General features: G+C 47.4%; 20 protein-coding genes. All 20 read right to left on the bottom strand.

Annotated elements, in window-relative coordinates:
* Nucleotides 1–13 precede the first annotated feature (13 nt).
* Nucleotides 14–445: a flagellar export protein FliJ gene (gene fliJ / locus CIK04_RS17225; protein ID WP_013571300.1), complete on the bottom strand. Its 432-nt coding sequence runs from the start codon at nucleotides 443–445 to the stop codon at nucleotides 14–16.
* 3 nt (nucleotides 446–448) lie between these two features.
* Nucleotides 449–1,771 (bottom strand): flagellar protein export ATPase FliI, encoded by a 1,323-nt coding sequence (gene fliI / locus CIK04_RS17220; protein ID WP_026130674.1) that lies wholly within the window; start codon nucleotides 1,769–1,771, stop codon nucleotides 449–451.
* Entirely contained in the window at nucleotides 1,771–2,571 is an 801-nt protein-coding gene (fliH, locus tag CIK04_RS17215) for a flagellar assembly protein FliH (protein WP_097352789.1), read from the bottom strand. Before fliH ends, fliI begins: the two co-directional genes overlap by 1 nt.
* Before the next feature lie 96 nt (nucleotides 2,572–2,667).
* Nucleotides 2,668–3,723, bottom strand: a complete 1,056-nt coding sequence (gene fliG, locus CIK04_RS17210) for a flagellar motor switch protein FliG (protein ID WP_011079835.1) — start codon at nucleotides 3,721–3,723, stop codon at nucleotides 2,668–2,670.
* Complete coding sequence (gene fliF, locus CIK04_RS17205) at nucleotides 3,716–5,461, bottom strand: flagellar basal-body MS-ring/collar protein FliF (RefSeq protein ID WP_038941259.1); 1,746 nt, start codon at nucleotides 5,459–5,461, stop codon at nucleotides 3,716–3,718. Before fliF ends, fliG begins: the two co-directional genes overlap by 8 nt.
* 15 nt (nucleotides 5,462–5,476) lie before the next feature.
* Nucleotides 5,477–5,788, bottom strand: coding sequence for a flagellar hook-basal body complex protein FliE (fliE, locus tag CIK04_RS17200; RefSeq protein ID WP_011079833.1), 312 nt, complete (start codon nucleotides 5,786–5,788; stop codon nucleotides 5,477–5,479).
* Nucleotides 5,789–5,917: 129 nt separating this feature from the next.
* Complete coding sequence (locus CIK04_RS17195) at nucleotides 5,918–7,333, bottom strand: sigma-54 dependent transcriptional regulator (RefSeq protein WP_017420597.1); 1,416 nt, start codon at nucleotides 7,331–7,333, stop codon at nucleotides 5,918–5,920.
* Between the two features lie 26 nt (nucleotides 7,334–7,359).
* A complete protein-coding gene (locus CIK04_RS17190; protein WP_017420598.1) occupies nucleotides 7,360–8,394 on the bottom strand; it encodes a PAS domain-containing sensor histidine kinase in 1,035 nt (344 codons plus the stop codon).
* Between the two features lie 122 nt (nucleotides 8,395–8,516).
* Nucleotides 8,517–9,980 carry a sigma-54 dependent transcriptional regulator gene (locus CIK04_RS17185; protein ID WP_017420599.1) on the bottom strand — a complete coding sequence of 488 codons (1,464 nt, stop codon included), beginning with the start codon at nucleotides 9,978–9,980 and terminating at the stop codon, nucleotides 8,517–8,519.
* A gap of 231 nt (nucleotides 9,981–10,211) precedes the next feature.
* A complete protein-coding gene (gene fliS, locus CIK04_RS17180) occupies nucleotides 10,212–10,622 on the bottom strand; it encodes a flagellar export chaperone FliS (protein WP_011079829.1) in 411 nt (136 codons plus the stop codon).
* Nucleotides 10,623–10,634: 12 nt separating this feature from the next.
* Nucleotides 10,635–10,937 (bottom strand): flagellar protein FliT, encoded by a 303-nt coding sequence (locus CIK04_RS17175; RefSeq protein ID WP_017790084.1) that lies wholly within the window; start codon nucleotides 10,935–10,937, stop codon nucleotides 10,635–10,637.
* 6 nt (nucleotides 10,938–10,943) lie between these two features.
* Nucleotides 10,944–13,040: a flagellar filament capping protein FliD gene (gene fliD, locus CIK04_RS17170; protein ID WP_039451086.1), complete on the bottom strand. Its 2,097-nt coding sequence runs from the start codon at nucleotides 13,038–13,040 to the stop codon at nucleotides 10,944–10,946.
* Between the two features lie 20 nt (nucleotides 13,041–13,060).
* Entirely contained in the window at nucleotides 13,061–13,489 is a 429-nt protein-coding gene (gene flaG / locus CIK04_RS17165) for a flagellar protein FlaG (RefSeq protein WP_011079826.1), read from the bottom strand.
* Between the two features lie 70 nt (nucleotides 13,490–13,559).
* Nucleotides 13,560–14,690, bottom strand: coding sequence for a flagellin (locus CIK04_RS17160; protein ID WP_038941261.1), 1,131 nt, complete (start codon nucleotides 14,688–14,690; stop codon nucleotides 13,560–13,562).
* A gap of 261 nt (nucleotides 14,691–14,951) precedes the next feature.
* Entirely contained in the window at nucleotides 14,952–16,085 is a 1,134-nt protein-coding gene (locus CIK04_RS17155) for a flagellin (RefSeq protein ID WP_038939396.1), read from the bottom strand.
* 309 nt (nucleotides 16,086–16,394) lie between these two features.
* Nucleotides 16,395–16,604 carry a hypothetical protein gene (locus CIK04_RS32760; protein WP_161782020.1) on the bottom strand — a complete coding sequence of 70 codons (210 nt, stop codon included), beginning with the start codon at nucleotides 16,602–16,604 and terminating at the stop codon, nucleotides 16,395–16,397.
* A gap of 76 nt (nucleotides 16,605–16,680) precedes the next feature.
* Entirely contained in the window at nucleotides 16,681–17,838 is a 1,158-nt protein-coding gene (locus tag CIK04_RS17150; RefSeq protein WP_011078330.1) for a flagellin, read from the bottom strand.
* 456 nt (nucleotides 17,839–18,294) lie between these two features.
* Entirely contained in the window at nucleotides 18,295–19,488 is a 1,194-nt protein-coding gene (flgL, locus tag CIK04_RS17145; RefSeq protein WP_039548909.1) for a flagellar hook-associated protein FlgL, read from the bottom strand.
* 12 nt (nucleotides 19,489–19,500) lie between these two features.
* Nucleotides 19,501–21,417 (bottom strand): flagellar hook-associated protein FlgK, encoded by a 1,917-nt coding sequence (gene flgK / locus CIK04_RS17140; protein WP_097353690.1) that lies wholly within the window; start codon nucleotides 21,415–21,417, stop codon nucleotides 19,501–19,503.
* A 231-nt stretch (nucleotides 21,418–21,648) separates the two neighbouring features.
* Nucleotides 21,649–22,025: transposase (locus CIK04_RS17135; protein WP_176463364.1), on the bottom strand; the 377-nt coding region annotated here is incomplete at its 5' end.

Genomic DNA, 22,025 nt, shown 5'->3' with positions numbered 1-22,025 from the left:
CCACTTATCTCATTTAGCGCCGTGAATAGAGCAAGGTGGAGAACTCATCCATCTGTTTCTGCTCTCGCTTTGCTTCTGCTTTGAGTTTCTCTTGCTGTTTTTTCTCAATCATCCACTCGTAGGATTTTCGTTGCTTGCGCACTTCTAGCCAGTAATGCTCACAGTTTTCAACTTGTTGTTTAAATTGTGTTTCTGCTTGCTTTTGCTTAGAGAGCGTTTCATCCAGTTTACCGAGGAATCGATGCAAATGAACAAACTGACTGGCCGTTAAACCATTTTGCCCTCGCTCGACGAGCTGCTGGCAATAATCCAGGCGATACTTTTCAATTTGAGCCAATTGAGCGTAGTAACCTTCCAGCTCCGATTTCGCCTTATTCAGCGCCATCACCGCTTGGTTTTCTTTCTCTTTGGTCTGCTCAAGCAGAAAGTCCATTGCGTTTTCCATCGATTACTGCACTCCAAGCACGTTCTTCAACATGTTGACACACATGGCGTAAGGCACGGTTTCTTTCATCCGTTGTTGCAAGTATTCGTCCAACTTCGGCTTCAATGTGAAAGCACTGTCGATAGCCGGATCGGTACCCGGTTTATAAGCGCCAATCGACACCAAATCTTGGTTTTTACGACAAATAGACAACACTTGGCGCACCGCTTTCGACATCAGCACATGCTCTTCTGTGGTGATCTGTGGCATGACTCGGCTCACGGACTTCTCAACATCAATCGCCGGATAATGACCCGCATCAGCCATTTCACGCGAAAGGACAATATGACCATCCAAGATGGCGCGCGACGCGTCAGCGATAGGGTCTTGAAGGTCATCGCCTTCCGTTAAAACGGTAAAGAAAGCAGTGATCGAGCCTTGTTGCGGACCACCATTACCCGCGCGCTCCACCAGCGCAGGCAATTTGGCAAACACCGAAGGTGGATAACCTTTGGTGGCAGGCGGTTCACCGACCGACAGTGCAATTTCACGCTGCGCTTGGGCAAAGCGTGTCAATGAATCCATCAGGAGCAACACATCCAACCCTTGATCACGGAAATATTCCGCAATGGTCAGTGCCGTTTGACAACCTTTCAAGCGCATAAGCGGCGATGCATCCGCGGGCGCGGCGACAACGACGGAACGCTTGCGTCCATCTTCACCGAGAATTTCTTCGATGAACTCTTTGACTTCTCGTCCACGTTCACCAATCAATCCCACCACGACCACTTGGGCGGTGGTACCACGGGTCATCATACCTAGCGTGACCGATTTACCCACACCAGAGCCCGCAAACAGGCCGATACGTTGGCCTTTTCCCACCGTAAGTAAACCGTTAATGGCTTTCAATCCGACATCAAGCGGTTCGGTAATGGGTTTGCGCGCAAGGGGGTTAATCGGTTCCGCATTAAAAGAAGCACGATGTTCAGTGTAAATTGGGCCTAAGCCATCTAAAGGGTTGCCCACACCGTCAATCACACGACCAAGCAGTTCCATGCCCACGGGCAAACCACTCTCGCTGGTTAACGGCGTCACTTTAGCACCGGGCAGAATGCCGCCGATTTGCTCGCTCGGCATCAGAAATAGATTGTCACCCGAAAAACCGACGACTTCAGCTTCCATCTGGCCCGTCATGGTTTCAACCAAACACAAACTGCCGATGGGTGCTCGACAACCTGTCGCTTCCAGCGTTAAACCGACAACACGCACCAGTTTACCGGAGGCGACTGGACGGCTGCCCAAGCCTTGCACTCTGTAGCTTTTGAGTCTCTCTGCTAGTGCAATCATCATTCACCTCCGTGGTGACGATTCTTACCACAGAAATTCTGTATCACTTGCTTGATGCGCTCTTCCATCCGGTAGCTCACGCTGGATTCGCCCGCTTCGATTTGTACATCGCCACGGTTCAGTGCTGGTTCACTGAGTAAGGTCCAGTTGCGGAAGTTGAGATCATCCTCGCCATAAGCAGAGCGGATAATGTCGACATCTTCAGGATTGAGGCGCAGCGTAATGGGATGCCCGGCAATCGGTAGACTTTCAACAGAGGCTTTCACGGTGTCTAAGATCACTTGTGGGTTGGTTTGCACCTCGACATGCACCACTTCTTTGACCAAGCACAACACCATATCCACCAGTTGTTTTTCCACTTGGTTGTTCATCAACTCTAATGGCTGAGCAAACTGGTTAGCGAGATTAATAAAGGTATCAACCTGCTGCTTGATGTGTTCTTGCCCCGCTTCAACGCCTTCATTTTTGCCCTGCTCTAGGCCCTCTTCATGACCGGCTTGAAAACCTTCCTCTTTGCCTTTATCAAAACCTTGTTTAAAGCCCGCTTCTTGACCTTGGAACAAACCTTCTTGATAAGCGCCTTGCTTGATCAGTTCGATTTGCTCTTCGGTCAACTCAAGGACATCGTCTTCTTCCGGCTGTTCGAAATCGGGCATCCAGCCAGGATCGTAGTTAAACGCCGTTTCTTTAGCTTGCTTGTTCACCTCAGAGCCGTAATCTGGCAATCCCCAACGCTGAGGTTGTGGAACGGCATCGTCTTCACCAGGGCGGATAAAACCACGTTTTCTCTCGTTAGCCATGGATCGGTTACCTCTGAATGGTCACATGTAAAACTCAGTGATTGAGTTTTCATTGTTCTTAAGGAAACAAAGCCCCAACTCGGGGCTTGTCTGTTATTACAAGAATTCGTCTGCGCCACCGGACAGCATGATTTCTCCGCTGTCGGCTAAACGACGAGCAATGGCCAGAATTTCTTTCTGCGCCGCTTCCACATCGGCAACACGCACTGGTGGCATGGCTTCGATGTCGTCTTTCATCATCTCAGCGGCACGTTTCGACATGTTCTTGAAGATCTTCTCACGAAGACCGTCATCGGCACCTTTAAGGGCTTTCTGTAGCACGTCTTGTGGGACGTCACGCAGCAATTTCTGAATACCTTGATCGTCCACTTCGATAAGGTTCTCGAATACGAACATGAGATCTTGGATTTGTGTCGCCAGATCTTCGTCTTGGTCGCGAATCTGCTCCATCAACAAACCTTCGACGTTGTTGTCGAGGTAGTTCATGATCTCTGCAGCGGCCTTCAGGCCGCCAATTTTCGCTGCTTGTGCGCCCGCTTGGCCGGCAAACTGTTTCTCCATGATTTCGTTCAACTCAGCCAGTGCTGAAGGTTGAACTTCCTCAAGGTTGGCAATACGCATCATTAAGTCAAGGCGTACTCGCTCTGGGAATTGCGCGATGATCTCCGCAGACTGATCCGCCTCTAAGTAAGACAATACGATCGTCTGAATTTGTGGGTGTTCGTTAACAATGATGCTCGCCACTTGTCGTGGGTCCATCCATTTCAACGAATCGAGACCTTTCGAGCCCGTACCCAATAGGATTTGATCCACCAAGTTGTTGGCTTTGTCTGCACCCAGTGCCGCGATCAAGGTATTACGCATGAAGTCTTCACTGCCCATACCGATGTTGGTGTACTTCTGAATGTCTTCCAAGAAAGCACGGTGCACTGCCGAGACTTTGTCTTGGCTGAGATCTTTGGCGCGTGCCATCGCACTACCCACGCGCTGAACCTGTTTTGGCTCTAAGTGGCGGATAATGCCGGCGGCGTCTTGTTCGTTTAAACTCAGCAGCAAAATTGCTGCTTTTTCTTCACCTGATATCGAACTGATATCAACTTCTGGTGTATCCATCGAGCCGTCTTCGTTCCCGTTTACAATTTCGTTAGCCATTTACCATCCAATTCTTGACCACTTGTGCTGCCAGTTCAGGTTCATTTGCCACGAGGGCACGAACCGCTTTCAGCACGTCTTCGTCCTTGTGTAGGTTAGGGAGATCGATACTAGAGCCAAACTCAAACAGCTCACCTGCATCAATATCGCTACCGATTAAGCTGGTTTCACCATCGGCACCAATCGGTAAGCCATCTGGTCCATACATTTCGTCATCGTCGTCACCCGCTGGGTTGAGAAGTTTCTTCATCGCAGGGCGGATCAGAACTAAGATCACCACAATAATGACCAAGGCACTGGCAAACCAACGAATCCAATCGTTGAAGTTAGGATGTTCCCAAATAGGCACATCCGCCAACTGCTCCTGCTCTGGTTCGGCAAATGGCATACTTAATACGTTGAGCAAGTCACCACGATTTTCACTAAAGCCAACGGTACCGACAAGCACTTGGCGAATCGCGTTAATTTCCGCCTCGCTGCGAGGTGTATACGTCACATCACCTGTATCAGGATTGATGATGGCGCGATCTTTAATGGCGACCGCGACGGTTTGACGGTTAATCACACCCATTTGCTTACGCTCATGACTGATGGTGGTGTCCAGTTCAAAGTTACGTGTCGATTCTTTACGTACCGATCCTTGACCGAGCACCGAGCCATCTTTCATTTGTGCAACATCTTGAGGAATCGACGCATCGGCAGGAGGCTGGTTACTCAGGGCACCGGGCACCCCTGCCACCATGTTGCCATTGTTGTAATCTTCAAGCGCGTATTCGCTTCGTGTCGCGGGCGTATTCGGATCAAACTGCTTACGCGTTTGCTCGACCGCACTGAAGTCCATTTCGATATCCACTTGGGCGGTATAGTTACCGAAGCCTAAGATAGGGATCAAAACGGAGTCGATTTTTTCACGCAGCGCTTGTTCTTGATTACGCTCCAACTCTTGCTCTTTGCGGCGAGCGGCTGAAACGGGATCTTGAGAACCAGAATTGAGCAAGCGACCATGTTGATCCGTGACGGTCACACGCGAGGTTTTCATCCCTGGCACGGCACTGGCTACCATGTCGACAATCGAATCGACTTCTTGCTGCTTGAGATTGGAACCGGTATTTAGGGTCAAGAATACAGAGGCGGAGGCTTCTTGGTTGTGGCGCACAAACACACTCTGTTTTGGCAACGCGAGAAGCACTTTGGCTTTGCGCACTTGCTTCATTTCTTCGATCGCTTTACCCAGTTGGCGCTCTCGACTCAGTTTCAAACGCTCTTGTTCAAGACGCTGTGAAACCCCAAACCCCATATCTTGAAGCAAGATATCGTCACCCGCTTGGGTGCTCTGATTCAAACCAGAACGCACCATATCCAATTTGATTGAATTGAATTCACTCGTTTCAACCAAAATGGTGTTGCCATCCAATTTGTAATTGATTTTTTGCTGGTCTAAATGATCCAGTACAGGTATCAGTTCTTCGGTTTCAAACACGCCCAATGGTCGCATTTCTGGCTCTTTAACCCAGAAAAACAACATGACAATCAAAGCGACACAGATTGAAATAGAGAGGACTAACACGACCTGACGTAATAAATCTAAATCACCCACGGCCATATCAAACTTAGAAGAGCTACGCTCGTCTAAATCTGGATTCTGACTGTCCATATCCATATCAGAATGCATGGTTAACGCTTTACTGGAACCATCATCAGTCAGTGCTAGATCGGTTGATTTATTTTCTTCAGCCACAGTTTACTACCCACATTAGACTGGCATGTTCATAAGGTCTTTGTATGCCTCGACCAGTTTATTTCTAACCTGTACCGTGGCTTCAAATGCGACGCTGGATTTGTTTCTCGCAATCATGACATCAGAAAGAGAAACATCCGCGTCACCGCGATCAAAGCGGGTTTGCAAATCACTTGAGCTCTTTTGCAGTGAGTTAACGTTATTGATGGCCTGATTTAGCAAGGTGCTAAAATCGGCACTGACTTTCGCGCCCGTCGCCGGTGCGGTCGTGTTGCTTGCTTCAAGCATCATGGCGCGCATTTCGCCGTTAAATCCATCAATTCTCATCGTTACCTCTAAGCCAAAAGTTTGACTAACTATTTTGCTGTAATATTGACACAGCAATTAGCATGCCATATTGCCCGTTATGGCTGGCCAGTTTACCTGAGTCAGGCAATCTGACCAAGATTTCAAATCCTATCCCGGGATCTCGATACCAGCATCGCGCATTTTGGCTAGCTTATAGCGTAAAGTTCTGGGGCTAATCCCCAGTTTATCCGCCATTTCTTTGCGGCGACCCTGACATTCAATCAGCGTTTCCAAGATAATGGCATACTCTTGATCGCGCAGCTCACTGCCTAAGCTGTCACCCACAGACAGGCCGCGAATCATGCCTTCGGGCTCCGCTTGAGCGACTGGCTTAATGTCTGGCGCAATGTGTTCTTGCTGCTGCACCACATGTTGCAAGCTGTCGGCATCTTGCCAATCCACCCCTTCAAGCAAGATATGCTCGTGGGAGATATCGCCATTTTCACTGAGGATCAGCGCACGCTGCACTACGTTATCCAGCTCACGCACATTACCCGGCCATGGGTATTGCAACAGCTTCTCCAGCGCACTTGGTGAGAAACGCGGCACTGGGATGCCTTGCTTGGTACAATGGCGCTCTGCCAAATGCTTCGCCAGTGGCGTGATGTCTCCTTGACGGTCACACAACGCAGGCCAAGTGATTGGGAAAACGTTCAAACGATAGTACAAATCTTCACGGAAGTTGCCGGCCGAGACATACTGTTTGAGATCGCGGTTACTGGTGGCCAGGACGCGAACATCAAGCTTAATGCTCTTGCGACTGCCTAAACGTTCCACTTCACGCTCTTGCAAAACACGCAGCAGTTTGGCTTGTAGATTCAAATCCATTTCGCTGATTTCATCGAGCAAAATGGTACCGCCTTGGGCTTGTTCAAATTTCCCCGGACAAGCTTGAACCGCCCCAGTAAACGCGCCTTTCTCGTAGCCAAATAGGGTTGCTTCCAACATATTGTCTGGAATGGCAGCACAGTTAATAGCAATAAAAGGCCCATCTTTGCGCGGAGAAGCATTATGAATGTAGCGCGATAGCACTTCTTTGCCCGAGCCACTAGGCCCAAGAACCATCACGTTGGCATCGGTACGAGCGACTTTGTCCGCCAATGCCAATAAGCGTAAGCTTTTTTCGTCCGCAACAACGGCATCGCCATTGTCTTCAGATTTTACAGGCGCGTAGCGGCTGACCATATTGAGCAAGACTTCCGGCGCAAAAGGCTTAGCCATGTAGTCAATCGCTCCTTCCTTCATCGCAGACACGGCGTCTTCGATGTTGGCGTACGCCGTCATCAGCAACACGGGTAAATTTGGCCAGTTTTGTTTGATGCTGCGCAGCAGTGCCAAGCCACCCATACCTGCCATTTGTACATCAGAAACGACAATATCGACCGGATTGGCTTTCAGCTTAACCAAAGCATCTTCTGCACAATCCGCTTCTAGCCATTCATAACCTGCTAATGCCAATGTGTCGACTAGCGCTTCGCGCAGACCTTCATCGTCTTCTACGATTAACACTTTGCTTTGAGCCATCTTGATTCTCCAGTGTTGTTACGCGCTCATTCTGCATCTGCAGATTGAGTTCTTTCCAAAGGGATACACATGGTGAAGCAAGCACCATCCCCTTCTTCCGATAATAATTCTAGTCGACCCTCATGAGCACGACAGACCATTTGTACCACGGCCAAACCTAAACCCGTTCCTTGAGAACGAGTGGTAAAAAAAGGTTCCATGATTTTGTTTTGCAGCTCTTTCGGCACACCAGGGCCACTGTCTTGTACTGAAATACGCAACTCACCATTGACTGGGCGGAAAAACACATCGATCTGAGCTTCTTTCCCCGCAATTTGAATGGCGTTCATCACTAAGTTGCTCAATGCAGAAGCGATGGCGTTGGCATTACCTAAAATAACCGTTTGTTCCTCTTCCACCTCTTGACCGTAATCAATATGATTGCTTTTCAATGCTGTCTCAACCATGGGCTGAAACTCATTAACCAGTTGAGCAATGGTGAAAGGTTTAATGACTTTGTTGTCGCCACCTTTGGCAAACAACAACATGTCGTTGACCTGCTTTTCCAAATCCTGCAGGCGATCCATCAGCTTTGATTGAAAGCGCTCTCGCGTTGTATTAGGCAGGTTAGGAGCAGAAAGGTTTGAGGCGTAAAGCATCGCACTAGAGAGCGGGGTTCGAACTTGATGCGCCAAAGACGCGACCATGCGTCCTAACGAAGATAACCGCTGTAAATCACTCACACGAGATTGCAACAAGCGCGTCTCGGTCAGGTCCGTGATCAAAATAAGTTGGCCTGTCGCAGAAGCCGAAATGGCTAAGCGTACTTTTCGACCATTGCGCAGGGACACTTCATGGCCATCATCTTCGCGCGGATCGAACGCAGCTTGGATCACCGAAAACCAGCGCTCGTTCACCAAGGGCACTTCTAGAATTCGATGCGCTTCTGGATTGGCTTCTCGCACCACCCCTTGAGTATCAAGCAAAATCACTCCCGCTGGCATCACATCAAGCACTTGCTTATAACGTTCTACCTGACTTTCTACCGAGTCTAAGTGGGATTGATTGGTTAAATTATCCATGCGCTGTCGAAATCTCGCCTCAAATACTAGAATAGCCTAACACGCAAAATGCATGCCAGGCTATTTTTGTTTTTTATCAATACGTTAGGTGATTGACAATAAGTTGACGCTGAAATCGCTTTCTAACGTTGCATATTGTACTTGCGCATTTTCTCAACCAATGTGGTACGGCGCATTCCCAACATATCAGCAGCACGAGCCACGACACCGCCTTGCGCTTCTAACGCTTGGTTGATCATGTTCACTTCCAAATCCGCAAGAAGTTCTTTCAAGTTAACCCCTTCAGGCGGCAAGGATTGAGGAGCATCGAAGTGGTCATCAAAGTTATTTCTCGTAGCCAGATCGAAGCTTTCTGAGAAAATGTCTTCCAACACGTCGCGCTCTTGATCTTCAATCGAATTGAACGATGACGTCTCTGGCTGAAATTCTGGAATGTCACTGTAACGATATTTGGTTGGCAAGTGATTCACATCTACCAAGCTATTTGGATAGAGGATCACCATACGCTCAACCAAGTTCGCCAATTCACGCACGTTACCTGGCCAATCATGCTCCATTAAGGAGTTGATCGCACGAGGGGTAAAACAAATTGGTAATCCCCCTTCGGCTTGCAGACGTGTCATGAGCTCCTGCAGTAACAAAGGAATGTCTTCTTTGCGCTCTTTAAGCGCAGGCATCTCAATGGGGAACACGTTGAGACGGTAGAAAAGATCTTCGCGGAACTTTTCATCGTCGATCATGGTTTCTAAATTGCGGTGTGTTGCCGCAATAATGCGCACATTGGCTTTAATGGTGGTGTTGCCACCTACGCGTTCAAAACAACGCTCTTGCAGCACACGCAGCAACTTAACCTGCATTGCCATTGGCATATCGCCAATTTCATCCAAGAAAAGTGTGCCACCTTCGGCTAACTCAAAACGCCCTTTGCGCGTGGTTAACGCACCAGTAAAGGCCCCTTTTTCGTGACCAAACAATTCACTTTCAAGTAAATCTGGTGGAATCGCACCACAGTTGATTGGCACAAAAGGACCATTACGACGTGAGGAATGATAGTGGATATTACGCGCGACCACTTCTTTACCCGTTCCCGATTCACCCAAGATCAAAACATTCGCTTCGGTCGCTGCCACTTGTTCGATTAGATGACGAACTTCTTGAATACCTAAGCTTTGACCGACAAGACTGCGGAAGAGGGTGTTCTTACGTGCCGAGGCAACAACATTTACGCCTTTACGACCCAAAAACTCTTTACAGTGTCTTAGCGCTTCGCTGAGCTGAGGATAGTTGAGTGGGAATTCCAACTCACCAATCAGGTTCGGCAGGTGTTCTACAGGATGAGAAAAATCCCCCAACACGAGTAAAGGGATATGGTGGGCGGAGTTCAGTTTTGCCATCACAGTCGTGATGGACTTATTGTCGACGAAACCAACGATAACCCCTGACCAGATCTTTGACCAATCTGCATTTTCTATCTGATCAGAACGTAGGGCTTCGCAACTCTCTCCAACGAATTCCAGTATATTGCGTAAGTTAAGACGATTCGCTTCATCGTCTTCTATTACAAGCAGCTTTGCCAAACCTTGCATAAGTACCGATTATTGCCTTTGTTTTATGATGTGTTGCGGCCAAACCTTGATATGCGAAATCAAAATGATCAATTTGTTTAAAGATCACTCAATTAACGATAGACAAAACAGGAAAATCAGCAACAAAAAAAGCCATCAGGGCTACTAATGGCTTCTATTTTATTTGAATAAAAAAATAAGGCAACCAAGCAATTAGGAGGTGTGAGCTCGGTAGAAAGAATGGATATCGAATTACATTCCAATATCCGCAGCCGTGAGATTGTGGTACTCGTTTGGAATTTGGTCCCAAGCCGATTTGATCTCACGGATGATGTCGATCACATCGTCGATCATTTGTGGGTCATTTTTGTGATTCGCCCCTGAGATCTGCGTGATCATGAATTCGTAAAGCTGATCGAGGTTACGTGCAATATCACCACCATCATCCATTGAGAGACAGCTACGCAGTGCAATGATGATGTCCAATGCTTTGCCAAGACGCTCACCTTTCACTGGAATGTTACCCGCTTGCATCGCTGCTTTGCCTTGAATCAGACGCTCGATCGCCCCTGCCATCAGCATTTGAATGACTTTATGCGGCGACGCAGCACTGAGTTGGCTATCCACTGACACTTTTTTATAAGCCTGTAATGAACCGCGCATAGTATTCCTCTTTTACGTAAACTTCTTATATTGTTGGAGCGAACGCTGACCATGCCTCAATTTTTGTAGTTGAAGGCCAACTAAACTGGTCTGAGATTGCATTCGTTCAAATAATGCTTTTGTCCGAGTGAGCATCAATTGCCACTCTTCCTCATGCTTTAACTGTGGGTTATCCACCAGCATTTGCAGAAGGTTTTGCAATAACTGTTCCCTGTTATCGACCAAACGCACCAATTCTTCAGCATTTATTTCGTTTTTTTCTAATTCCTGAGAAATTAGCTGATCGAGATCACGCAATTCAGAAAGTTGAGTCATGCGTTATTATCCCAGAGCGTTCATCAATGCGCCTAATTGCCCCTGCATTTTACTGGTCGCGTCTTGCATTGCAGTAAATTTCGAGTGAGTGCGCTGTTCTAAACTGCCCATGCGGCGATCCAATGCCGCTTGCTCATCAACCAATCGGTAAGTTTGCTCCGATAAACTTTTCTCACGAGTACGAATAGAACCGGTCACGCCGGTGATACCGTGAATGGCATCTTCGACACGTTTAGCGAACCCTGTGTTTCCGCCAAAGAACTCTTCCAAACGATTGAAATTGTTATTCAACTGACGATCAAGCATGTCGTAGTTGATTTCCAATGTACCTTGACGAGTGGTGGTGATTCCAAATTCTGTTAGCGACTTGAGGTTTTCTGGCGCTTTCTCTATTCGAGTCGAGAAAACACTCTTTAAACGAGAGTCGGCATTTCTTACCGTGCTGTCCCCAGCTAGCGGTCCTTTTTGACCGGTCGTAGGATCGACACCCGACAACGCTTTCGACGTCTGATAAAACTGATTATAGGCCGCGACAAACGTCTCGATGTCATCACGGACACTCTGTCTATCATACTCCACCCCAATTTCTGCTGGGGCTTTGTTTTTAGGTGTCACCCCTTTGAGAGCGAGATCGACCCCTTCAATGGCGTCTTCAATAATGTTGTTGTTACTCGATAGCTGAGCAACACCATCCAACACCACCATCGCATCTTGCCCTTGCTGCACTTCCGTCATGCCGCTGTAGGTATCAAACGATTCCTGGGCTTGTTTCAGTTGCTCATTCGCTTGATCAATGCGCTCTAAGCGCTCACGCTCCTGCGGTTCCAACTTCGCGCGCTGAATTTGCTTCGCTTGCTCTTCGGTCAACTCACCTTTAGCTACTTTTTCATCCAACGCGGCTTTTTCTTGTGCCAGTTCTTCTTCTATCTTGGCTTTTTCTTGCGCGAGTTCTTGCTCAATTCGCGCTTGCTCGGCTTCAAATTTGGCTTGCGCTTCTTTGACGGTTTCATAGGAATCAGTCAAGGTACCGGACGCTGTATTCGTCCATCCTGGTACGTCTGGTGCTTTTTCAATGGCCGCTTCATCAAGTTCAAGCTCAGGGCGGTGATAAGAATCCAGCAAAGTACCTGACGCGGTTTCCGTCCATCCACCAATGCTGTCTTGCGGCATTAAACCAGCTGCTTGGCTCGCTTCGTCTAATGCTTGCTGAGCGGCTTGCGCGGCGGCCGTACCAAAACTGTTGATTGATTCTTCTTCTGCAACAGGAGAGCCATCTTCCGCCAAAGAGGTATCGCTGGCTAATTGAGGCTCGTCACCCTCACTTTGAGGTGCCGCTTCAATAGGATTGCCCTGTTCGTCGACCTGCGGTTCTGCCTCTTCAGACATCGTGTCACCGTCAGCGACGGCAGTTTCTTCCGGTTTGCTTTCGCTGATCACTTCTTCTGCAGCAAGGCGTGCTTGCTCCAGTGCTTTAACGCGGTCTTCGAGGGTTTTGTATTCGAGTTTTTTGAGCGGATTACCTCGTTCGGCATCCACATGAATTCGGATTTGATTTTCTTTGCCTGAAACCGTCGAGGCGACGATAAGGCGGGGACCTTCGACATCATTGATGATGGAGGCACGTACTCCGAGGTTTTTGCTTGCCCCGTTTATGCCTCTCACGACGTCAACCAGTTTTGAATCTGCGCTGACGTTGACATCGAACGATTTGTCGCCAAGCGAAATCTGCAGCTTGCCCGGGCCAAACTTGTCATCTTCGGCTAATACATCCGAAGCAACCTTATGGCTCTGTGCAAGCTGCAACACATCGATGGCATACTTACCTGCAATGGCATCGGTAGTTGCAGTGGCTGAGACGACACTATCGTCAGTCGTATCGACTTTTCGCACCGCGAAAGCCTTCTCCTGACGAAAGTTCGCCATCAGATTTTTCATCGTATCCAGAGATTCTCTGAGCCGACCATAGGCGCTGATGCTGCTATCAATCCTGGCCCGCTCATTGTCTATGCGTTGCTGCTTTGGTACGCGCTCCGCATCGACAACTTTGCTGACCATGGAGTTGATATCCATGCCACCAGACATCCCCAAAGGGCCTAAACTCATCAAATCACCTCAATAACGACTTACACTTTGTCTACCAGCAAACCAGAGCTGGTAGCTTGCGCGGCTAAGCGTCTAAATACGTCCAGCATATCTTCATCTGGGATTTGACGTATGATGTCGCCTGTTTTGGCTTCATAAATCGTCACTACGTCTCTCCCAGACTCTTCATCTACTCTAAAAGATAACCCTTTATTGATGGAAGAGATAAATTCATTCATCTTTTCCACCATTCTCAGTTTCTCTTCTCGGTTGAGCTCTTGACGAGCTTGCGCCATTTTTACTGCCGCTTCAACCGTTAGATTCACGTCGTTCTTTTTCACCGTTTCCGATGAAGGGTTGCCTTTTTCGACCGATACACTAGGCACGCCACCGCTTTTTTCGTAAGCAACTTTTGTGCCACTTTGCAAGCCGTAAGGCTGGATGTTCGATGTGTAGGATGGTATTTCCATAACAATCTCCCTTCCACCTCTATGAGCTATGAGTAGTAAACTACCGTACAGCTAAGCTCACGCCGCTGTATTAGCCCAACAAGCTAAGAGCTGCAGATGGTGACTGCTTCGCCTGCGCCAGGATAGAAGTACTCGCCTGTTGCAGAATTTGCGTCTTAGTCATCTGAGTCGTTTCTTTCGCGTAGTCGGTATCTTTGATACGGCTGCTCGAAGCGTTTACGTTCTCATTGATGTTGCTTAGGTTGCTGATTGCATGGTTGAAACGGTTTTGGAATGCACCTAGAGAGGCACGCTCACTGTCTACTGATTTCAATGCGCCATCAATGATCGATACTGCTTCTTGAGAGCCCGCAACCGTCGTGACGTCAATGTTGCTCACGTTGGTTTTGGTGCCATCACCAATGTTCAACTCAGACGCTAGACCACCACCGAATTCCACTTCACCTTCTACACGTTGGTTAGAAGCGAATAGCTGCAGTTTGCCGCCTTCACCGACCGACGCTTTCACATCATCGTTTTGACCATTGATGTAAGTCGCCAGTTCTTCAAGATCGTCACCCGCTTTGGCGTTGACTGTGATCTCTTTTTCTTCACCTTGCTTATTCACATAAGACATAGTGAAGTCAGTGTTGTCGCTTACGCGCCAATCTGCGCCTACGCCTTCTTCAGATTTGTAGCTCAAGCCGCCCATCGCGTCTGTATCTGAACGAAGGTTACCCATAGAAAGCATCACAGCTTCACCAGAGTCAGCACCGATTTGGAAAGACTGAGAACCGTAGGTACCGTTAAGCAGTTTGTTACCACCAAAAGAGGTAGTCTCTGCGATACGGTTAAGTTCTTGGTTCAACGCTGACACTTCTTCTTGAATCGCTACGCGCTCAGAACGAGAGTTCGAACCGTTAGACGATTGCAAGGCAAGGTCCCGCATACGTTGTAGGATGTTGGTGGTCTCTGTCATTGCACCTTCAGCAGTCTGGGCAATAGAGATACCATCGTTGGCATTTTTAACCGCCATGTCGAGACCACGGCTTTGCGAGTTCAAACGGTTAGAAATTTGTAGACCTGCAGCATCATCTTTCGCGCTATTGATTTTATAGCCCGAAGACAAACGCTCCATTGATTTTTGTTGACCTTCAGCGGCCTGGTTTAGGTAACGCTGTGCGGTCATTGCTGACACGTTAGTGTTTACATTGATAGCCATAAATGATCTCCTTAGGCTTTTGCTGATGCACCATCGTGTCTCTCACCTCACTTTGGTACATCTCATTTCTCTCAGTCCTTTAACGGCCACCAAAAGAATACCTTTAGGAGAATTTTTCGTTTTTTTGAATATTTCTTTGGTTGGGTTAAAAAGTGTGACTTCTCCCTAAATAATAGCGCATAAAAAAAGCCTGACCGAAGTCAGGCTTTACTCGCTCATCTCTCACCACGAGCCAATGAGGTTTCTGTCTAGTTAAGGCGATTAGCCTAGTAGGCTTAGCGCTGAGTTTGGCGCCTGTTTCGCTTGCGCAAGAATTGAACTTGACGCTTGCGATAGAATTTGTGTCTTGGTCAACTGAGTCGTTTCTTTCGCGAAGTCGGTATCCTTGATTCGGCTCTTCGACGCGTTCACGTTCTCGTTGATGTTGTCCAAGTTGCTGATTGCATGGTTGAAACGGTTCTGGAATGCACCCAGCTCTGCACGGTGGCTGTCTACGTATTTCAGTGCCGCATCCACAATCGCTACCGACTCTTGCGCACCTTGTACGGTTGTTACGTCAATCGTATCTACCGTGACGTTTTTGCCTTCGCCTAGGCCAAGTTCACCTGCAAGGCTACCTGAGAAACCAATTTCACCTTGAACTTTGTTGTTACCAGCAAAGATCTGTAGCTTGCCGCCTTCACCCACTGACGCTTTTACAAGGTCTGTTTGACCGTTGATGTACGTCGCTAGCTCTTCGATGTCATCACCCGCTTTCGCGTTGATTTCGATCTCTTGCTCGTTACCAAAGCTGTCTGTCAGTGCAATCGTCAAGTCGTTGTCGCCTGCGGCCACATTCCAGTTCTTGTCTTTGCCTTCTTCAGCTTGGTAGCTCACGCCGCCCATCATCACGTTGTCAGAGCGCATGTCTTTCAGTGACAGCATGACCGCTTCACCGTTATCCGCACCAATTTGCATTGCTTTCGTGCCGTAAGTACCGTTTAGCAGCTTGTTACCACCAAAAGACGTGGTTTCTGCAATACGGTTTAGCTCGTCGTTCAATGCTGTCACTTCTTCTTGAATCGCCACGCGCTCTGATTTTGAGTTTGAGCCGTTTGCTGATTGTAGAGATAGGTCACGCATACGTTGTAGGATGTTGGTGGTCTCGTTCATCGCACCTTCWGCGGTTTGTGCGATTGAGATACCGTCGTTGGCGTTACGTACCGCAACGTCTAGACCGCGACTTTGTACGTTCAAGCGGTTAGAGATTTGCAGACCTGCTGCRTCATCTTTTGCACTGTTGATTTTGAAACCTGAAGACAGACGCTCCATCGAAGTTTGTTGTGCGCTGTTTGCGTTATTCAGGTAACGCTGTGCTGTCATTGCTGCTACGTTTGTATTTACATTCACTGCCATGATGAATTCTCCAATTGATTTTCCGATATTACGGTTTCCGACGTCTCGGAAAACCAAGTAGTTCTCTCAAAGTTACTTCTATTAACGGCTCAGCTTGAAAATCCTTTAGAGGAAAAAGACGATTTTTTTGAGAAAAGTTCGTTTGGTGAAAAATTCGTGACCAAAGCAGTAAAACGAGGAAAAAAGAGAAAATAACGCTAAAGTTTTGCGCGTCTTTGCCATGGGACCAGAAGGCAAAAACCATCTCATCCCGATGAGGGGCAAGAGGCATGAGATTGCCACAATGGAAAAAACTCATCGACAAAGCGATTAAAAAGAGAGATGGAATCTTGGTAGGCGCACATCGGTATAAAAACGCGTTTGTGCAGAAAAAGAAAAAGCCCCTATTCCTTTGAGAGAACCGGGGCTAGGTTGGTAGCCAGAGCCAATGTGGAGATCAAGAGAAATGAACACATTTCCGGCACCGAGCAACTTTACACGAATAATGTCAGGCAGGTGAGAGATGAGAGAGCCCTTCATTCACGGCAAAGCTGCTTGCCAAGTCATCCTGCGTCTATAAGCTCACGTCTGAACCACAGCAGACACAGGATTACTATTAGCCCTGCAATAGTGACATTGCAGAGTTTGGCAATTGTTTTGCTTGAGCAAGAATCGAAGTACCTGCCTGTTGCAAAATCTGTGCTTTCGTCATTTGCGTCGTTTCCTTCGCAAAATCGGTATCTTTAATACGGCTGTTCGATGCATCAACGTTTTCTTGAACGTTCGCCAAGTTATTAATACTGTGGCTTAAACGGTTCTGTTTTGCACCTAAGTCCGCACGTTGTGAATCAACGTACTTCAATGCCGCGTCAATAACGCTAATTGCGTTCTGAGAACCTTGCACGGTACGCAGATCCAAATCTTGTACTGTTGTCGCAATCGGTTCGTCACTCAAACCCAGTTCAGAGGCAAGGCTACCCGAAATCGAGATATCGCCTTTCACGTTTGGTTGAGCAACAAAGATTTGCAGCTTGCCATCTTCACTTACCGATGCGTTGATGTAGTCCGATTGACCATTGATGTACGTTGCCAATTCTTCAATATCATCACCGCTTTTCGCCATGATGTTGATTTCCAAATCGATAACATTGCCATCTTCATCTTCACCCATCTCTGGCAATACGATGTTCAGCTCTGCGTTATCCGCGCTCACTTCCCAATCTTTGTTTTTGCCATTTTCAGACTGGAAGGTGGTGCCACCCATGCGGAAATCATCGGCACGGATACTGGTTAAGCCCATAATCATCGCTTCACCAGAGTTAGAACCAATCTGGAATGCTGCATCACCGAAGGTGCCGTTCAGTAGACGTCGTCCACCAAACGATGTGGTTTCAGCAATACGGTTAATCTCGTCTTGTAGAGCACTCGCTTCTTCATGAATCGCTTGGCGCTCAGACGTTGAGTTGGTACCGTTTGCGGATTGAATCGACAAGTCACGCATACGCTGCAAGACTGCCGTCGCTTCATTCATCGCCCCTTCGGCGGTTTGAGCGATAGAGATACCATCGTTGGCATTACGCATCGCCACATCTAGGCCACGAGACTGAGCGGTTAAGCGGTTAGAAATTTGCAAACCGGCCGCATCATCTTTGGCGCTATTAATTTTATGACCAGATGACAAACGTTCCATTGAGGTGTTTAACTCATCTGTCGCTTTGTTTAGATAACGTTGCGCAGTCATCGCGGATACGTTAGTGCTTACTGTTACAGCCATTTTGCTCTCCTTTCGAGTTCGCAAGCTTGTGCGAAGCGGCCAGCTTTACTCTCTTATGGAAAAGCACTGACCGTAATTACTTGCTAAAACCGCCGGTGGCAGTTTTTAGAACCGGTAAATCATTTCTGATTTAGTAGATTCAATTTGTGTGCCAACTTTTTAAAACAAGACTGTTATCTGCCTTATTTCTAAGAAAACATACACTTACAAAGTGATGTTTTTCCTTCAACTTCTTCAACCTCTTTGTTTTGCTCTCTATCTACTGGCATTGCCACTTTGCCGCTTTGCCGCTTTTAGAGACGTCTGCCGGGAGGTGGCAAGGTTTTTCTGGTTATCCGCACTTAAGGCATGGCTCATAAGGCATCAATGTTGAAAAACCAACAAGAGGTTTCCTAAAGTCTGTTGTTCACACTCACGATACCGTCATCTCATTCAGAGGCGGTTCGTTCTTGCTCACTACAAGTAATTAAATAATGTGAGATCTTTCGTTTTACCAAACGCGAGCTGCGAAGCTTGCAACGCGCGTGAGTTCTCATTGAATTCAATAATTGCCTTGGAGTAATCCAAGTCTTCAAAATTACTCTTTGCTTTCGCTAAAGAGAGATTGAAATCTTCATGTTGCTGCTCTTGGATATCCAGTGTACTTAGGCGAGCACCAATGTCGGTGCGCGCTTTGTTGAGATGGATAAAGGCAGCATGAAATTCTTCCGTTACTTGGTGCAACTTCGCCGTGGCATTGGCATCAGACACCGATGCTTCAGAGTATTTCTCTGCATTTTTGAAGCTATCGAAAATAGAAAATGTTTCTCTTGGCTTTAGCTCAATCACGTCACCTTTCTGGATCTGGCCTTTGAGCTGAATCGTAAGATCTTCATACTGGATGCCTGTTGATGGGTTGAACTCATCAGCGGCAACCACACTGCCATCTTTTTCTAATTGGTATCCCCAGCGACCATTACTCATATCAACCATGGTGACGCGATAAGTCGCTTTATCGAAATAATCTTCGTTCACTGCTTTTTCGAGCAACAACTCAGAAGCATTTTGCAACTGATATTCTGGTTCGTAATCGCCAAAGGGATTCGGAATATCCATAAACAGCTTACTGCCAGGATCATTCATCGCCATTTCAAGATTAGCCGACACTCGCATTTTGCGTTGGTAGTCATCCCCTGCATAAGTCACCGTGCCATCATAGTCACGGAAAAACGGCTGCGATTTTGGCTTGGTGCCAGCGAAGGTATAGTTGCCGGATTCATCTTGTGCATTGGCAAGGTAGAGGAAATTGGTGGCCAGTTCCTCAATTTCACGTCGTTTCGCGCGACGATCTTCCGGTGATAATGCACCGTTAATCATTTCCATCACGGTACGTTTCGCCTCGTCTGTAAACTGCTCTTGGTTAGCCACATTCACTTCATGCTGCTCAAGGCGGTTGCGTACTAGGACGATCGCATCAAGATACTGTTTTAACTGCTCAGACTGCTGGCCAATATTTTGAATATAGTGTGTCGCAAGCGGGTCATCACTCGGTGATAACAACTTCTTGCCAGACGCCAACTGCGCTTGGTTGTGATGGATTTTGTTTTCCATGCGGCGCAAATCGTTTTGCACCGACTGATAGTTATGGAAACTGGCGATACGGCTAATCATTTACCTGCTCCCCTATCTTAATTGCAAAATGGTGTTAAAGGTGTCATTGGCCGCCTGCATAATGCGTGACGAAGCCATATACGCTTGCTGAAAACGCATCATGTTTGCCGCCTCTTCATCGAGGTTAACACCAGAAATTGAGGCCATTCGTTCTTGTGCGGCTTGGTTTTCATGCTGCGCTATATTGGCTAACCGTGTTGCAGTAGAGTTGCGTAAGCCAACGTTCGTATTGAGATTGTGGTAGACATCGATGATGGTCGACTGATTACCATCCATCTTTTTATCCAATTGAATTTGCTGCATTTTACGCAAATTCCCGTTATCACCTTCAGACGGAACAAGGTTGGCGGTAAACTTGTCATTTGCCCACGCTCCAGCCGTCAATTCAAAGACGGTCTCTTTGCCCTCTTTATAACTGGGATGCGATGATGGCAAGGTCACTGAAACCGGCCCTTTGGGTGGATAAGGCTCCGGGCTTCGTACCACGTTGCCTTTAGTGTCAATCACCGCAAACTGATCGCCTTGAGGTGACACAATCACTTCAAACTCGCGCAAATCACCCGCTGCCAAAATGTTAAATTGAGCGGTTCCTTGAGCAAAACTGGTGGAGGCTTCATAGCTTTGTGCGGCAATCATACTCGCATCATTCGTTGCGACTTGCATTTGCGCTGCCGAGTTACGTGTTGGGCGCAATAAGATTTTTTCGCCCGCTTTGGGCTCGTTTCTTACTTCAACACGCATACCATCCATATAAAATGCAGACTTAGCTGAATCTAAAGAGACGGAAACCGTTTCGCCTGATGGTTTGGTCACCGTATAGTTACTGCCGTCATAACGAAGCGCGTACTCACCGCCTTTGAGCGACGCCAAATCGTTAATAAAAACGGCCACTTCGGCTTGAGAATCTGGTGCCGTCACTACTCTTGATTTGGCGATCACTTCGGCGTTTACATCAGTAAAAATCAATCCACCAATATTGCCACGTAAATCTAGCCCTTGTTTTTGCAGCTTGTTCACTTCATCAGAAAATCCAGCGGCCATGCGGCCAAGTTCATCCATCACATGGGGAATTTGGTTATCACGCATGTCAAGCATGGCGCCGAGTTTGCCGTCTAGACCAACGCTTTTAATCGGTTTTAATGACTTTCCTTCGTAGATTGCAAGGCGACGTTGATGAACATCTGGGTAGCCATCAATCATCTTCAGTTGGCTTGCTTCCGTGCCTGAGACGAGCGTATGGCCATTACCGATATGCACGTTAAAACCTTCCGCGTTTTTCCGCGGAGTCACGGTTACTTTAGTGTATTCAGAAAGCTCTTTGACCAACTTTTCGTGTTGGTCCATCAAGTCATTGTGAGGGCCAGGTGTGCGCATCATCAAGCGGTGAATATCACGAATTTCAACCGCAATCTGGTTGATACGCTCGATACCCATATCGAGTTTTTTATTGGTAACATCGTATTGCTGACGAATGGTTTCGTGAAAGCCATTAACGGTTTCACTGATGATTCGCGCTTTTTCCAGTAGAACTTTTCGCGCGCCAATATCGTTTGGGCTGTCCGCCAAGGTTTTTAGCGCATCGAACCATTCATTAAGATTTTCAGGAATTTTTTTCGACGCCACTGAAGAAAGCATGCTTGAAAGCATTTCTAAGTTCGCTTCGACATCCCCTTTGTTGGCAAAGTTGGTGGTGGAAAGATTAAGCTCATTAACGGCAAATTGGTCCCATGAGCGGCGAACATTTTCCACATGCACGCCCATGCCGTAGGTAGAACCACCAAACTGACGGGGATCATTGGTCGCTTGAATGACCGACTGACGGCTATAACCTTCTGTATTTACGTTAGAAATGTTATGACCGGTAGTGTTTAATTGTCTCTGAGCTGTCAGTACGCTCTGAGTACCTACATTCAGAAGATCCGACGCCATAATGCCCCCAAAAACTCAATCAAATCAGTGAAAACTGATCACCTAACGGTAAAAATGCAAAAGATATGCCAATAAAAAGAAACAACCGATATAGAAAGGATTTTAGGGTCAAGAAAGGGTGAAAAAACGGCCTACTTTTAAGTAGGCCGCTCAGATTGATGACGAACCCCGCTTTTTAAGTGGGGTTCTTTTTTGGAAGCGACCGTAGGTCGCGATCGTGATTTTTTTTTGTTATATCGTGCGCAGAAGTTTCCATTCATTACACGGGTATACAGAAGCAAGTATCTGCCTTATTTCTGCCATATTTAAGCCCATTTTTCGTAGATAGTTCACCACCAACGCTATCTTCTTGATGTTTTGGGCTGCCGCTGCCAACCAACATTGCATTTGCACATTGGCTAGACCTCGGAAGCGAGCATAACGATGACCATGATGTTGCTTGGCATCTGCAAAGCTCCGTTCTACTGTTTCACTTCGACGTCGATAAGTCTTCTTGCCATAGGAAGAGAGCCGCATTTGATTTGCTCTCTCTACGGCATCGCTATAGATATGCCGAGTAATCACTTTCTTCATGTTTTTGCYTTGAGTGCAGTCATCCCTCATTGGAC

The sequence above is a fragment of the Vibrio sp. 03_296 genome, from assembly GCF_002265885.1.
Note: the sequence above shows the minus strand (reverse complement) of the source record. Positions and strands in the feature narration are given on the sequence as shown.

Coding starts and splice junctions, on each gene's coding strand:
- fliG (WP_011079835.1), bottom strand. CDS start 3,723: ATGGCTAACGAAATTGTAAACGGGAACGAAGACGGCTCGATGGATACA.
- fliI (WP_026130674.1), bottom strand. CDS start 1,771: ATGATTGCACTAGCAGAGAGACTCAAAAGCTACAGAGTGCAAGGCTTG.
- fliS (WP_011079829.1), bottom strand. CDS start 10,622: ATGCGCGGTTCATTACAGGCTTATAAAAAAGTGTCAGTGGATAGCCAA.
- CIK04_RS17195 (WP_017420597.1), bottom strand. CDS start 7,333: ATGGCTCAAAGCAAAGTGTTAATCGTAGAAGACGATGAAGGTCTGCGC.
- CIK04_RS17185 (WP_017420599.1), bottom strand. CDS start 9,980: ATGCAAGGTTTGGCAAAGCTGCTTGTAATAGAAGACGATGAAGCGAAT.
- fliH (WP_097352789.1), bottom strand. CDS start 2,571: ATGGCTAACGAGAGAAAACGTGGTTTTATCCGCCCTGGTGAAGACGAT.
- CIK04_RS32760 (WP_161782020.1), bottom strand. CDS start 16,604: ATGAAGGGCTCTCTCATCTCTCACCTGCCTGACATTATTCGTGTAAAG.
- flaG (WP_011079826.1), bottom strand. CDS start 13,489: ATGGAAATACCATCCTACACATCGAACATCCAGCCTTACGGCTTGCAA.
- CIK04_RS17190 (WP_017420598.1), bottom strand. CDS start 8,394: ATGGATAATTTAACCAATCAATCCCACTTAGACTCGGTAGAAAGTCAG.
- fliJ (WP_013571300.1), bottom strand. CDS start 445: ATGGAAAACGCAATGGACTTTCTGCTTGAGCAGACCAAAGAGAAAGAA.
- CIK04_RS17160 (WP_038941261.1), bottom strand. CDS start 14,690: ATGGCTATCAATGTAAACACTAACGTGTCAGCAATGACCGCACAGCGT.
- fliE (WP_011079833.1), bottom strand. CDS start 5,788: ATGAGAATTGATGGATTTAACGGCGAAATGCGCGCCATGATGCTTGAA.
- CIK04_RS17150 (WP_011078330.1), bottom strand. CDS start 17,838: ATGGCTGTAACAGTAAGCACTAACGTATCCGCGATGACTGCGCAACGT.
- flgL (WP_039548909.1), bottom strand. CDS start 19,488: ATGATTAGCCGTATCGCCAGTTTCCATAACTATCAGTCGGTGCAAAAC.
- fliD (WP_039451086.1), bottom strand. CDS start 13,040: ATGAGTTTAGGCCCTTTGGGGATGTCTGGTGGCATGGATATCAACTCC.
- flgK (WP_097353690.1), bottom strand. CDS start 21,417: ATGGCGTCGGATCTTCTGAATGTAGGTACTCAGAGCGTACTGACAGCT.
- CIK04_RS17175 (WP_017790084.1), bottom strand. CDS start 10,937: ATGACTCAACTTTCTGAATTGCGTGATCTCGATCAGCTAATTTCTCAG.